Raw genomic sequence first — 13,631 nt, 5'->3', positions numbered from 1 at the left:
GTCCGAAAGCTCACTCCACGATCTCCGCCGTCTCCACCACGGCATGGAACAGCACGTCGCAGCCGGCGGCGGCCCATTCGGGATAGATTTCCTCGGCCTCGTTGTGGCTCAGCCCGTCGACGCACGGGCAGAACACCATCGCCGTCGGCGCCACGCGGCTGATCCAGCAGGCGTCGTGGCCGGCACCCGAGACGATGTCGCGATGCGAATAGCCGAGCCGGTCGGCCGCGTCGCGTACGGCCTTGACGCAATCCTTGTCAAAGGCGACGGGGTCGAAATGGCCGACCTGCTCGATCTCGAAGGTGATGTCGAGCGCCTCGCAGATGGTGGCGATGCCCTCGCGCACACGCGCATCCATCGTGTCCAGCACCTCCTTCTCCGGCGAGCGGATGTCGATGGTGAACACCGTGCGCCCGGCAATGATGTTGCGCGAGTTGGGATAGACCTCCATGTGGCCGACGGCACCGACGGCGTCTGGCTGGTAGTCCATCGCCACTTCATGCACCAGCTCGGTCACCCGCGCCATGCCGAGCCCGGCATTGCGGCGCTTGTACATCGGCGTCGAGCCGGTGTGCGCCTCCGTTCCGGTCAGCGTCACCTGCAGCCACTTCAGGCCCTGGCCGTGGGTGACGACGCCGATCTCGATCTCTTCGTCCTCAAGGATCGGCCCCTGCTCGATATGCAATTCGAAGAAGGCCTTCATCTTGCGCGCGCCGACCTTTTCCGCACCCTTCCAGCCGATGCGTTCCAGCTCGTCGCCGAAGCGCTTGCCGTGCGCATCCTGGCGCGCATAGGCCCAGTCCTGCTCGAGCACACCGGCAAACACGCCGGAAGCGAGCATTGCCGGGGCAAAGCGGGTACCCTCTTCGTTGGTCCAGTTGGTCACCACGATCGGATGTTTGGTCTTGATGCCAAGGTCGTTGAGGCTGCGGATGACTTCGAGCCCGCCAAGCACGCCGAGCACGCCGTCGAACTTGCCGCCCGTCGGCTGGGTATCGAGGTGGCTGCCGACATAGACCGGCAGCGCCTCGGGGTCGGTGCCTTCGCGCCGGGCAAACATCGTGCCCATCTCGTCGATGCCCGTTTCAAGGCCGGCAGCGTCGCACCATTTCTTGAACAGGTGGCGGCCCTCGCCGTCCTCGTCGGTCAGCGTCTGGCGATTGTTGCCGCCGGCGATGCCGGGGCCGATCTTCGCCATTTCCATCAGCGAATCCCACAAACGGTCTGAATTGATTCGCAGATTCTCGCCTGGGGCGGCCATGGCCAACGTCCTCTCATTCTCTTGTTCTGCCCGGAAACCCCAGCGGTTCCCGGCGCCGGATTTCCTTCGGTGGCTTTCGCCCGGAGCCCCATCCGCTGGACGGGACACCTTTTGTCTCTCGGAGCTGTCCCCGGAGAGCATGGACGCCCTCCGGGTTCAAGTTCCTGTCGATCAGTCGACCGCCCTCAGCACCTCGCGGACGTGATCGATCAATTCGTCGATCTGGCCCTTGGTGATGATCAGCGGCGGCGACAGCGCGATGATGTCGCCGGTGGTGCGGATCAGCGCGCCACGCTCGAACGCCTTGACGAAGGCCGAGAAGGCACGCTTTGTCGGCGCTCCGGCAATTGGCGACAGCTCGATCGCGCCGATCAGGCCGATGTTGCGGATGTCGATGACGTGCGGCTCGCCCTTCAGCGAGTGCAGCGCCTCTTCCCAATAGGAGGCAAGCTCGGCGCCACGGGTCAGCAGCCCCTCTTCCTTGTAGGTGTCGAGGGTGGCGAGTGCCGCAGCCGAAGCTATCGGATTGCCCGAATAGGTATAGCCGTGGAAGAACTCGATCATGTGCTCGGGGCCGGTCATGAAGGCGTCGTGGATTTCCTTCTTCACGAACACCGCACCCATCGGGATGACGCCGTTCGACACACCCTTGGCGGTGGTGATGATGTCGGGAATGACGCCGAAATAGTCTGCCGCAAACGGCGTGCCGAGACGGCCGAAACCGGTGATGACCTCGTCGAAGATCAAAAGGATGCCGTGCTTGGTGCAGATATCGCGCAGCTTCTGCAGATAGCCCTTCGGCGGGATCAGCACGCCGGTTGAGCCGGCGACCGGCTCGACGATGACGGCAGCGATGGTCGAGGCGTCATGCAGGGTGACGATGCGCTCGAGCTCGTCGGCCAGTTCCGCGCCATACTCCGGCTCGCCCTTGGTGAAGGCGTTCTTGGCCGGCAGGTGGGTGTGCGGCAGGTGGTCGACGCCGGAAAGCAGCGTGCCGAACATCTTGCGGTTGGTGACGATGCCGCCGACCGAGATGCCGCCGAAATTGACGCCGTGATAGCCGCGTTCGCGGCCAATGAGGCGGGTACGCGCGCCATCGCCCTTCACACGATGATAGGCCAGCGCCATCTTGAGCGCGGTCTCGACCGATTCCGACCCGGAATTGGTGAAGAAGACGTGGTCCATGCCCTCGGGCGCGATGTCGACGAGGCGGTTCGCCAGTTCGAAGACGATCGGATGGCCCATCTGGAAAGCCGGCGCATAGTCGAGCTCGGCGGCCTGTTTCTGGATCGCCTCGGTGATCTTGGGCCGGCAGTGGCCGGCATTGACGCACCACAGGCCTGCGGTGCCGTCGAGAATCTTGCGGCCGTCGCTGGCCGTGTAATGCATGTCCTTTGCCGCAACCATCATGCGTGGCGCCTGCTTGAACTGCCTGTTCGAAGTGAACGGCATCCAGAATGCGCTGAGATCGTTGGGCGTAACTTTTAGCCTGTCCGACATGACCAAGCTTTCCTTTCTTCCCCTGTTTCGATACGGCCAACGCTTGGTCTTCGGTGCGTTTTTGTGTTACGCAATTTTTTGACCGATTGGACAAACGTTAGCACCGCCGCTTCGGCGGTCAAGGGATTACTACCGGAAATGCGGCTTCTGAGGCGCGCTCCACAGGTCGGCAAGAACTGGTCCAGCGGATTGGTCCAGATGCGTTCCGTATGCACCCTCGAATGCGGGACATCATGACCATGGAAGGCTCGACACCGCGCGGCCGAACCCGCATCCAGAAAGAGAAGCGCGAGGTCATTCTCGAAGCAGCGCTCGAAGTATTTTCCACCAACGGTTTCCGCGGTTCGACCATCGACCAGATCGCCGAAGCGGCGGGCATGTCCAAGCCCAATTTGCTCTATTATTTCCGCCGCAAGGAAGACATCCACGAAACGCTGATGCACCGGCTGCTGGAAACCTGGCTGGCGCCGCTGAAGGAACTCGACAACATCGGCGACCCGATGACCGAGCTCAGGAGCTACATCCGGCGCAAACTCGAAATGGCGCGTGATTTTCCACGCGAGAGCAGGCTCTTCGCCAACGAGATCCTGCAGGGCGCGCCGCGCATCATGCCGATGCTCGAAGGCGAGCTGAAAACACTGGTCGACGAAAAGGTCGAGGTCATCAGGGGCTGGATGCGATCGGGCAAGGTCGCCCAGGCCGATCCCTGGCACCTGATCTTCGCCATCTGGGCGACGACCCAGCATTATGCCGATTTCGACGTCCAGGTCCGCGCCGTACTCGGCCCCGACCGTGGTGGCGAGGGACGCTTCGAAGATGCCGCCCGCTTCCTGGAACAGCTTTTTGTTGAAGGGCTTAGGCCGAAAGGCTGAATCAATTCGGCAACGGCACCAGCCCTTATTGGCCGGCGGCGATCACGAACAGAAAGCCGCCAGCCAAGGCAACGTTACCAACAACGCCATTGATGCGCGCGGCACGTTCCGACCCGACATGATCCCAGAAATTGTGGAACATCAGGGTTCCGCCGATGAGGAAGGCAATCAAGGCAGCGGCCGCATACGGGGCTTGGAACCCTGCAATCAGCATCGATCCGGCAACGGTCTGGAGCACGATGCCGGCCCATAGCACGAGCCGCGCATGCGGCACGCCACGCGTGTCCATCATGCCGGCCAAAAGCCTTGCATTGGCGATATTGCGCAGGCCGGCGAACACGAACGCGCCGCCCAGAAGCAAGCGACCGACAAAGGCCAGCATCGAAGGTTCAAGCATCAGTCTCTCCCAGGCGACCGCCCGTGGGCGACCGCCGCAATTCCGATTTCGGTCTGTTGTGATGGTCAGGCGGCCTTGGCTTCACCCACCGGGTGGACGGCATGGAACGAGACGCAAAGCCGGTTCCAGGTGTTGATCATGCCCAGCGCCACGGTGAGCTTGACTAGGTCCTCCTCGGAGAAATGCCGGCGAGCTTCGGCATAAAGTTCGGCTGGCACGCCGGCGTCGGCGATGTTGGTGACCGTCTCGGTCCAGGCGAAGGCCATGCGCTCGCGCTCGGTATAGAGCGGCGATTCTTTCCAGGCCGCGACGAGCCAGAGGCGCTGCTCGGTCTCGCCGTCCGCCTTCGCCTCACGGCTGTGCATGTCGACGCAATAGGAGCAGCCGTTGATCTGCGACGCCCTGAGCTTGATCAGGTGCAGCAGGCTGTGCTCGAGCCCACATTCGTTGACCGCCTTGTTGAGCGCGACCAGATGCTTCGTCAGTTCCGGTGCGGCAGTGTAGAAATTCAGCCTGGGTTTCATGGCATCTTCCTTTCGTTGATGGTTCTTGCCTTGGAAATCTGCGGCCGCTGGTTCTGCGCCACGAAGGCGCAACTGGCGGCCACGACACGCGGATCGGCATCCGCCGTGAAATCGGCGACGATGTCGGAGAGCCGCGTCTCGGCGAGCGCGGTGCGGTAGGCCCGCTCGGCCTTGAGCATGGCAACGTTGATGCCGCAGGGCTTCACATAGGCCGACGGGTCGAGCGAATACGCCCCCTTCTGCCTGATCTCGCCGCAGCGGAACGCAGGCTCCCTGCCCTCGATGGCGAGCACGATGTCGAGCAGCGTGATCTTGTCCGCCGAACGCGCCAGCCGGTAGCCGCCACTGGGCCCGGGCACCGATTCCAGGATCTTCGCGCCGGTCAGGGCCTTGAGGTGCTTGAGCAGATAGCTCGGCGAAAGCCCGAATGCCTCGGCCATCACATTGCCCGGCAACGTGCCGTCGCCGTCGACGCCCGCCAGCAGCGCCGCACAATGGATCGCGGCCTCCACGCCGTCACCCAGCTTCATGATCGCCACTCCAAATCATGGATACCTAATATCATGGATATTTTTTATCCACAATAGGCGCGCGAATTAGAAGCCGAACATTGACTTCGCGGGGCTACTCGAAGTCGGATGTATCTTGCTTTACTGCCGGTGTGGCGTGGCTGAGCACGCACTGCCACTTCGCCCCGCGACGGACGAAGACGTCTGTGGTCCATTCGTTTGCCGTGAAGGCCTGGCCGCGGAAATGTCCGCTATTCACGACGCGCGCCGTGTAGATCGCGGTCGCGCCGTAGATCTCGACGCGTGGCTCGCTGGCGGCTCGCATCATGTCGTGGGTCAGGTCGCCCGAGGCAACCGAAGCGAGGAAATCCGTCTTGGATGTCGCGCCGTCGGGGCCGACGATCACCCACTCGTCGGCGATATAAGAGCCAATGGCGGCGGCATCGTTGGCAACGATCGCCTCCGCCCAGGCAAGAGCGAGTTCGACAATCTCGCTCTTGTCGTCCATGGCTTGCCGCCCCTACTCCGCAGCCACCTTGGCCATAGGGTTGTTCGGATGCGTCGTCCAGTTGGCATAGTGCGGCGACACCGGCCTGCCGGTGCGCTTGTCCATGGCGCCAACGGCCAGCGGCTCCATGGTGATGCAGTTCTCGACCGGGCAGACGTTGACGCACAGGTTGCAGCCGACGCATTCCTCCTCGATCACCTCGAAGTGGCGCGCACCGTCGACCATGCTGGTGATCGCCTGGTGCGAGGTGTCCTCGCAGGCGATATGGCAGCGACCGCACTTGATGCAGGCGTCCTGGTCGATATGCGCCTTGGCGACATAGTTGAGGTTGAGATACTGCCAGTCGGTGACATTGGGCGTGGCGCGGCCGACGATGTCGTCGAGCGAGCGGTGGCCCTTCTCGTCCATCCAGTTTTCGAGACCGGCGATCATCTCCTGCACGATCTTGAAGCCGTAGGTCATGGCCGCGGTGCAGACCTGCACGTTGCCTGCACCGAGTGCCATGAATTCGGCCGCGTCGCGCCATGTGGTGATGCCGCCGATGCCCGAGATCGGCAGGCCCGCCGTTTCCGGGTCACGGGCGATCTCGGCCACCATGTTCATGGCGATCGGCTTGACCGCGGGGCCGCAATAACCGCCATGGCTGCCCTTGCCGTCGATTGTGGGCTCAGGCGCGAAACTGTCGAGGTTGACGCCGGTGATCGAGTTGATGGTGTTGATCAGCGACACCGCGTCGGTGCCGCCGGCATGAGCCGCCCGCGCCGGCTTGCGCACGTCGGTGATGTTGGGCGTGAGCTTGGTGATGACCGGCATGCGGGTGTTTTGCTTGCACCAGCGCACGACCATTTCGATGTATTCGGGCACCTGGCCGACGGCGGCACCCATGCCGCGCTCCGACATGCCGTGCGGGCAACCGAAATTGAGCTCGATGCCGTCGGCGCCGGTTTCCTCGACCACCGGCAGGATCGCCTTCCAGGCCTCCTCGACGCAAGGCACCATCAGCGACACGACGATCGCCCGGTCGGGCCAGTCCATCTTGACCTGCTTGATCTCGCGCAGATTGGTCTGCAGGTCGCGGTCGGTGATCAGCTCGATGTTGTTGAGGCCGAGCAGGCGCCGGTCGGCACCCCAGATCGCGCCGTAGCGCGGGCCGTTGACGTTGACCACCGGCGGGCCTTCCTCGCCAAGCGTCTTCCACACGACGCCACCCCAGCCTGCCTTGAAGGCGCGGATGACATTGTAGGCCTTGTCGGTCGGCGGCGCCGAGGCGAGCCAGAACGGGTTGGGTGACTTGATGCCGACGAAATTGTTGCGAATGTCTGCCATCTTGTCCTCCCTCAGCCGATCAGGGCGCGGTTGATGGATTCAGCCGCGTCTCGCCCTTGCGCCACGGCCGAGACGGTCAGGTCGTCGCCTCCGGCAATGCAGTCGCCGCCGGCCCAGACCTTGGCGAGCGACGTGCGTCCTTCCCCGTCTACCTTGATGCGACCGCCTTCCATGGCAACCGAAGGGCCGCTGCCGTTGAGCGCCGAGGGCTCGAAGCTCTGGCCGATCGCCTTGAACACCTGGTCGGCGGCGAGCCTGACGATCTCGCCGGTGCCGGTGAGCTTGTCGCCCTTCATCGCAGTGTATTCGAGTTCGATGGCGACCACCTTGCCGCCGTCGGAGATGACCTTCTTCGGCTGCAGCCAATGCCGGATGACGACGCCGTTGGCGGCGGCGAGATCCTGCTCGAACGCCGAGGCGTTCATGTGCTCCTGGCCGCGGCGGTAGCAGATCGTCACCTCCTCGGCGCCGAGCAGCTTGGATTGCACGGCGGCGTCGATAGCCGTCATGCCGCCGCCGATGACGACGACGCGGCGCCCGACCGGCAGGCCGGCAAGGTCGCTCGACTGGCGCAGCACCGAGATGAAGTCGACGGCGTTGGAGACGCCGGACGCATCCTCGCCTTCGGCACGCAGCGCATTGACGCCGGCAAGACCGAGGCCGAGGAACACCGCGTCATATGAAGCGGTAAGGTCGGCGAGATGGTAGTCGCGCCCAAGCGCCTTGCCGTTTTCGGTGACGATGCCGCCAATCGATGTGACGTAGTCGACTTCGGCCTGGGCGAAATCGTCCGTGCTCTTGTAGGCGGCGATGCCGTATTCGTTGAGACCGCCGGCCTTGGGCCGCGCTTCGAGGATGGTCACCTCATGGCCATGGCGGGCGAGCCTGTGGGCAGCGGCGAGACCGGCCGGTCCGGCGCCTACGACGGCGACCTTCTTGCCGGTCGATGCGGCACGCTCATAGAACTGCTTGCCCTGCTCCATCGCCACGTCGGTGGCGTAGCGCTGCAGGCGGCCGATCTGTACCGGCTTGCCCTCGGCAACCTCACGGACGCAAACCTCTTCGCACAGCGTCTCGGTCGGGCAGACGCGGGCGCACATGCCGCCGAGGATGTTCTGGTCGAAGATGGTCTTGGCCGAACCGATCGGATTTCCGGTCGAGATCTGGCGGATGAACAGCGGGATATCGATCGATGTCGGGCATGCCTGCATGCACGGCGCGTCGTAGCAGAAATAGCAACGATCGGACTCGACCAGCGCTTCGTGATGGTCGAGCGGCGGGTGCAGGTCGGAAAAATTGTCGGCGTATTGTGCAGGCGCAAGGCGGCCGCCGACGATACCTTCCTTGAAAAGACCTTCTGCCATTCCAGTTCCCCAATTTCTTTTGGTTTTGAGGAAGCGTAGCACGTTCTATTTTTTTATCAATTGGTCAATTTTTTGCCTAAGCATTTGATTTTGCTCAAAAATAAGATGATTATTTTGGTCAGGATTTGACGATTCTGGGGTGAGCCCTTCCGTTGCGAGAGGCAGGGCGGCAGCCAGGCCTTCTCCCCTTGTGGGAGAAGGTGCCCCGAAGGGGCGGATGAGGGGTGTTGGACGGAGTGGGACCTTTCAGGTTGGTCGCTATTCTGTGTGTCCTTCGGCATCCTCTCATTCTTTCCAACACCCCTCATCCGACCTCGCTTCGCTCAGCCGCCTTCTCCCACGGGGGGGGAGAAGGCAGGTACTCGCTTTGCCACGCCCCGTTTCCGGTCTGGCCATTGTCGAGTGAAGTTCGGGAAGCGGGGCGCGAGGCCGTGCCTTCCGATAATTAGTATGTGGCGCGACGTTCGCGCCCCGCCCGGTGTTCTTGCCCCGCTCAGTCGCCTCGGCTTTCACCGCCAGCCGCCGCAAGGCCCGGACTTGGGGGCTCATCACCCAGCAGGAGATCCGACCTCCTGCCAGCCCGGCACCGGCGCTTCCCCCCGCTGCCCGGTGCGCACCGGGGTCCCGTGGAAGATCGCAAGGTGAATGATACGGGAGGTGGAGAGGGGTGTGGAAAAGCGGGAGCGGCTATCCACGCGGGTTGGTGACAGATGGTGACAGCCAATCGCCGACGTCGCGATCCTTCGCACCCCCCTCTGGCCTGCCGGCCATCTCCCCCACAAGGAGGGAGATCACGCCGTCATCGGCGCCGCAGCTAATCGCCAACATCGCAAGGCTTATCCTTGCGATGTTGCAGGACGAGCGCCGCCGGCGACGAGACTAATCTCCCTCCTTGTGGGGGAGATGGCCGGCAGGCCAGAGGGGGTGCGAAGGATCGCGACGGTGAAAATTCAGGAGCTACAACGTGGAAAACCTCTCCACGCCCCTCGCCCCCTCACGCTTCCGGCGTCACATCGTGCGCGCCAGGTGCAGCACCCTTGCCCATGCTGATGACCGGCTCCATGGCGTCGAAGACGCTTGGCGGCAGGTGGCATTTGATCTGGTGGCCATCGCCCAGCTCGCGCACCGGCGGCACCTGCGTTTCGCACAGATTGCCCGGCACCTGGCTCTTGTAGCGGCAGCGTGTCTGGAACGGGCAGCCCGACGGCGGGTTCATCGCCGAGGGAATGTCGCCTTCGAGCACGATGTGCTTTTTCACCACCGACGTATCGGCAATCGGGATCGCCGAGAGCAATGCTTCCGTATAGGGGTGGTAGGGCGGCGAGAATATCTGGTCGGTGGTGCCCTGCTCGACGATGTGGCCGAGATACATGACCACCACGCGGTCGGCGATGTAGCGCACCACGGACAGGTCGTGGCTGATGAACAGCATCGTCGTCTTCGACTTGCGCTGGATGTCCATCAAAAGCTCGGTGACTGCCGCCTGGACGGAGACGTCGAGTGCCGACACCGGCTCGTCGGCCACCACTACCCTGGCCTCGCCGGCAAAGGCACGGGCAACGCCGATGCGCTGCTTCTGCCCGCCCGACAGCTGGCGCGGCATGCGCTCGGCGAAAGCGCGTGGAAGCTTGACGAGGTCCAGCAGCTCCAGCATGCGCTGCTTGCGGTCCGAGGCGGTCTTGCCGATCTTGAACTTTTCCAGCGTACGGACGATCTGCGATCCCACCGAATGGCTGGGGTTCAGCGTGTCGAACGGGTTCTGGAACACCATCTGGATCGCCGACACGGTAGCGACGTCGCGGTCCTCGATGCCGGTCGACTGGATTTCCTTGTTACCGAGCAGCACCTTGCCGGAACTTGCCGTCTCGAGGCCGAGCAGCACCTTGGCCAAGGTTGACTTGCCGCAGCCGCTCTCGCCGACGATGGCGACGGTCTCGGATTCGCGCGCCTCGAAGCTGATGGTCTCGTTGGCCTTGACCACCCTGCCCTCGCTCGAACCGAAGACTTCGCTGCCGCCGACGCGGTAGTATTTCTTCAGGTCGTCGATCTTCAGCACCGGCGCGCCCGGCTTGACCGGCGCGTGCTTCTTTTCGGCACCTGGCGGCATGGCCGTCCAGTCGATCTCGTTGAAGCGCACGCAGCGGCTGAAATGGCCGGCATGGCCGGCTACTGGGATCATCGGGATTTCGTCGGCGTTGCACAGCCCCTCGACGAAGTGGTGGCAGCGCGGACCGAAATTGCAGCCCTTGGGGCGCTGGTGCGGCAGCGGCAACTGGCCGGGAATGGCGACAAGCGGCCGCGAATTCTTGTCGGCGCCGGGCAGCGGGATCGAGCGGAACAGCCCCTGCGTATAGGGGTGGCGCATGCGATCGAAGACGTCCTTGATCGAGCCGGTCTCCACCGCCTCGCCCGAATACATCACCGTTATGCGGTCGCAGGTCTCGAGGATCAGCCCGAGATTGTGCGACACGAAGATCATCGAGGTGCCGAACTGCTTGCCGAGCCCCTTGACCAGTTGCACGATGCCGGCCTCGACGGTGACGTCGAGCGCGGTCGTCGGTTCGTCGAGCAAAAGCAGCGCCGGATTGGACAGCAGCGCCATGGCAATGACGATGCGCTGCTGCTGGCCGCCGGAGAGCTGGTGCGGGAAGGAGCGCATCATGCGCTCGGGGTCGGGCAGCTTGACGGAGCGGACCATTTCCAGTGCGCGTTGGTAAGCCTCTTCCTTCGACACCTTGTCGTGGATCATCGGCACTTCCATCAGCTGCTGGCCGACCTTCATCGCCGGATTCAGGCTGGCCATCGGCTCCTGGTAGATCATGGCGATCTTGTTGCCGCGGATGGAGCGCAGCTCCTCGTCGGACATGTCGCCCATGTCCTTGCCCTGGAACTTGATGCGGCCGCCGACGATCTTTCCGATGTTGGACAGGTCGCGCATGATGCCGAGCGACACGGTCGACTTGCCGCAGCCGCTTTCGCCGACGATGCCCATCGCCTCGCCCGGCATGACGGTGCAGGAAAAATCCATCACCGCAGGGATTTCGCCGCGGCGGGTGAAGAACGAGATCGACAGGTTTTCGATCTCGATAATCGGTTCGGCGGCAGCGTTTCTGACGGTCTCGTTCATGACGCTCTCCCTCAGTCCTTCATCGATTGTTCGCGCAGCGCATCGGCAAGAAGGTTGAGGCCGAGCACGAAGGACATCAGCGCAATTGTCGGCGGCAGTGCCGGATGAATGAAGGAGCGCAACAGGCGACTGGCATCCTTGATCGCCGTGCCCCAGTCGGGGCTTTCGGGCGCCAGGCCGAGGCCGAAATAGCCGAGCGTGCCGAGCAGGATGGTGGTGTAGCCGATGCGCAGGCAGGCATCGACGATCAGCGGCCCGCGAGCATTGGGCAGGATCTCCCACAGCATGATGTACCACGGCGTTTCGCCGCGGGTCTGGGCCGCCGCCACGTAGTCGCGCGTCTTGATGTCCATGGTGAGACCGCGGACGATGCGGAACACGCCGGGGCTGGAGGCGAAGACGACGGCGACGAAGATATTGAGCTGGTTGGGCTCGATCGAGACGATGCCGAACGGATCTGCGTTGAAGACGAGGCCGGCGTAGATCCAGCCGCCGAACAACAGCGTGATGCCGAGCAGGAGATAGATGCGGTCGGGCCGGTCCTTGAAGCGGGTGTAGAACAGCACCGAAAAGAAGATGATCGGGAACAGGAAGAACAGCCCGGCCAGCGCATAGGGGATGGGCGTGTCCATGATCCCAGGCGTGACCAGCAGGTAGAACAGCAGGATCACCGGGAAGGCCAGCACGAGGTTGGCGAGGAACGACAGGACGGAGTCGATGCGCCCGCCGTAATAGCCCGCCGGCAGGCCGAGCGTGATGCCGACCATCACCGCGAACATGGTGGCCGCAGGTGCGATGATCAGCACGATCTGGCTGCCATAGACCATGCGCGAAAAGACGTCGCGCGCCAGCTTGTCGCCGCCGAAGAGGTAGGTCAGCCCGGATGCCGGCTCGACAGCGCCGGGCAGCGCATCCTTCATGACCGGAATCTGGCTGAGCGGGTCGAACGGCGCGACCTGGGTCGCGAAGATCGCGGTGAACAGCCAGAAGAAGCAGATGAACAAGCCGGCGATGCCGACGCCGGAATCGTAGAGCTGGCCGTAGAGGCCGAGATTCTTGCGGAAATTGAAGCTGGCGGCCAGCACGATGGCCATCGCCAGCCACACCGGCCAGAAGCGGGCAAGCACGCCAAGGAAGATCTGGAAGGCGCCGATATATTCGATCTGCATGCGGCCGTCTCCCTACTGAACCCGGATGCGGGGATTGAGATAGGCGTAGCCTATGTCGGAGATGAGCTGGGTGATGAGCACGATGAACACCGACACCAGCGAGCAGCCGAGCAGGAGGTCGATGTCGTTGTTGCCGGCGGCCTCGAACAGCGTGAAGCCAAACCCCTGGTAGCGGAACATCACCTCGACGATGACCACGCCGGTGAGCAGCCACGGGAACTGCAGCATGATGACGGTGAACGGCGCGATCAGCGCGTTGCGCAGCGCATGCTTGACCACCACATTGCCGAAGCTCAGTCCCTTGAGCCGGGCGGTACGGATATATTGCTGGGTCATGACCTCGACCATCGAGGCGCGGGTCATGCGGGCGATGTAGCCGATGCCGTAGATCGCCATCGTCATCACGGGCAGGGTGAAATTGTAGAAGGTGATGCCCTGCGAGGTGGCGCTCGCCGCCGAGCCGTTGAACCAGCCCAGCCATGAGGCGAAGATGACAGTGAAGATGACGCCGGAGACATATTCGGGCGTTGCCGTGGTGGCGATCGAGGCCACCGACAGCGTGCGGTCGGTGCGCGATCCCTCACGCATGCCGGCGAAGATGCCGATCAACAGCGCGATCGGCACCATCGTCACCATCACCCAGAACATCAGGATGCCGGTGGCGCCGAGTGCCGGAAACAGCTTTGACGCAACTGTGGTCTTGAACTTGGTCGAGCAGCCGAAATCGCCTTGCAGCACGCCGGAGAATTGCGGCACTGACGGTTCGTTGCAGAAGGAAAAGCGCGGCACGGCCTGGCCGGTGGCCGGGTCGATGTTCGGCTGCTTCGGCATCACGCCGAGCCATTGGCCGTAGCGGACGAAGAAGTTCTGCCGGTAGCCGTTGCGCTGCAGCCAGCTTTCGAGCTGCTCGGTGGTGGAGCGCATCTCGGTCTGGCTGATCGCCAGCTTCTTCAGGTTGGGATCGAGGTTGATCAGGAAAAAGACGACGAGCGTCAGGCACAGCATCGTCAGCGCGATGGTGCCGAGGCGCCTGAGGATGAATGAAAGCACTGTCGCCCCCTGCCTGCTACTGGG

12 protein-coding genes are annotated in these 13,631 nt (G+C 63.3%); 1 reads left to right on the top strand and 11 read right to left on the bottom strand.

The features are described 5' to 3' along the window. Nucleotides 1-10: 10 nt before the first annotated feature. Nucleotides 11-1,261, bottom strand: coding sequence for a Zn-dependent hydrolase (locus CO731_RS13690; protein ID WP_108607583.1), 1,251 nt, complete (start codon nt 1,259-1,261; stop codon nt 11-13). 171 nt (nt 1,262-1,432) lie between these two features. Beyond that, on the bottom strand, nt 1,433-2,761 hold the full coding sequence (locus tag CO731_RS13685) for an aspartate aminotransferase family protein (RefSeq protein ID WP_108607582.1): 1,329 nt from the start codon (nt 2,759-2,761) through the stop codon (nt 1,433-1,435). A gap of 239 nt (nt 2,762-3,000) precedes the next feature. Between CO731_RS13685 and CO731_RS13680 the strand changes: the two genes are divergently transcribed. Next, nucleotides 3,001-3,633, top strand: a complete 633-nt coding sequence (locus tag CO731_RS13680; RefSeq protein ID WP_108609827.1) for a TetR family transcriptional regulator C-terminal domain-containing protein — start codon at nt 3,001-3,003, stop codon at nt 3,631-3,633. Between the two features lie 25 nt (nt 3,634-3,658). Here the strand turns inward: CO731_RS13680 and CO731_RS13675 are convergent, their stop codons facing one another. The 9 genes from CO731_RS13675 to CO731_RS13630 all read right to left on the bottom strand — a co-directional run bounded on the left by CO731_RS13675 (nt 3,659) and on the right by CO731_RS13630 (nt 13,607). After that, entirely contained in the window at nt 3,659-4,015 is a 357-nt protein-coding gene (locus tag CO731_RS13675) for a DoxX family protein (protein WP_245439339.1), read from the bottom strand. Nucleotides 4,016-4,095: 80 nt separating this feature from the next. Continuing rightward, entirely contained in the window at nt 4,096-4,554 is a 459-nt protein-coding gene (locus tag CO731_RS13670; protein WP_108607580.1) for a carboxymuconolactone decarboxylase family protein, read from the bottom strand. Next, nucleotides 4,551-5,084, bottom strand: coding sequence for an Rrf2 family transcriptional regulator (locus tag CO731_RS13665; RefSeq protein ID WP_108609826.1), 534 nt, complete (start codon nt 5,082-5,084; stop codon nt 4,551-4,553). The genes CO731_RS13670 and CO731_RS13665 overlap by 4 nt, the downstream gene beginning before the upstream one ends. Nucleotides 5,085-5,178: 94 nt before the next feature. Beyond that, nucleotides 5,179-5,571, bottom strand: coding sequence for a nuclear transport factor 2 family protein (locus CO731_RS13660; protein WP_108607579.1), 393 nt, complete (start codon nt 5,569-5,571; stop codon nt 5,179-5,181). Nucleotides 5,572-5,583: 12 nt separating this feature from the next. Beyond that, on the bottom strand, nt 5,584-6,897 hold the full coding sequence (gene preA, locus CO731_RS13655) for an NAD-dependent dihydropyrimidine dehydrogenase subunit PreA (protein ID WP_108607578.1): 1,314 nt from the start codon (nt 6,895-6,897) through the stop codon (nt 5,584-5,586). An 11-nt stretch (nt 6,898-6,908) separates the two neighbouring features. Continuing rightward, nucleotides 6,909-8,261 carry an NAD(P)-dependent oxidoreductase gene (locus CO731_RS13650; RefSeq protein ID WP_108607577.1) on the bottom strand — a complete coding sequence of 451 codons (1,353 nt, stop codon included), beginning with the start codon at nt 8,259-8,261 and terminating at the stop codon, nt 6,909-6,911. Nucleotides 8,262-9,255: 994 nt separating this feature from the next. Beyond that, a complete protein-coding gene (locus CO731_RS13640) occupies nt 9,256-11,388 on the bottom strand; it encodes an ABC transporter ATP-binding protein (protein ID WP_108607576.1) in 2,133 nt (710 codons plus the stop codon). An 11-nt stretch (nt 11,389-11,399) separates the two neighbouring features. Next, a complete protein-coding gene (locus CO731_RS13635; protein WP_108607575.1) occupies nt 11,400-12,557 on the bottom strand; it encodes an ABC transporter permease in 1,158 nt (385 codons plus the stop codon). A gap of 12 nt (nt 12,558-12,569) precedes the next feature. Continuing rightward, the gene (locus CO731_RS13630; protein ID WP_108607574.1) at nt 12,570-13,607 is read right to left on the bottom strand and encodes an ABC transporter permease; all 1,038 of its coding nucleotides are present in this window, start codon (nt 13,605-13,607) and stop codon (nt 12,570-12,572) included. Between the last annotated feature and the right edge of the window lie 24 nt (nt 13,608-13,631).

The organism is Aminobacter sp. MSH1, assembly GCF_003071665.1.
Classification (GTDB): domain Bacteria; phylum Pseudomonadota; class Alphaproteobacteria; order Rhizobiales; family Rhizobiaceae; genus Aminobacter; species Aminobacter niigataensis.
This window is presented reverse-complemented; position numbering and strand designations above follow the sequence as displayed.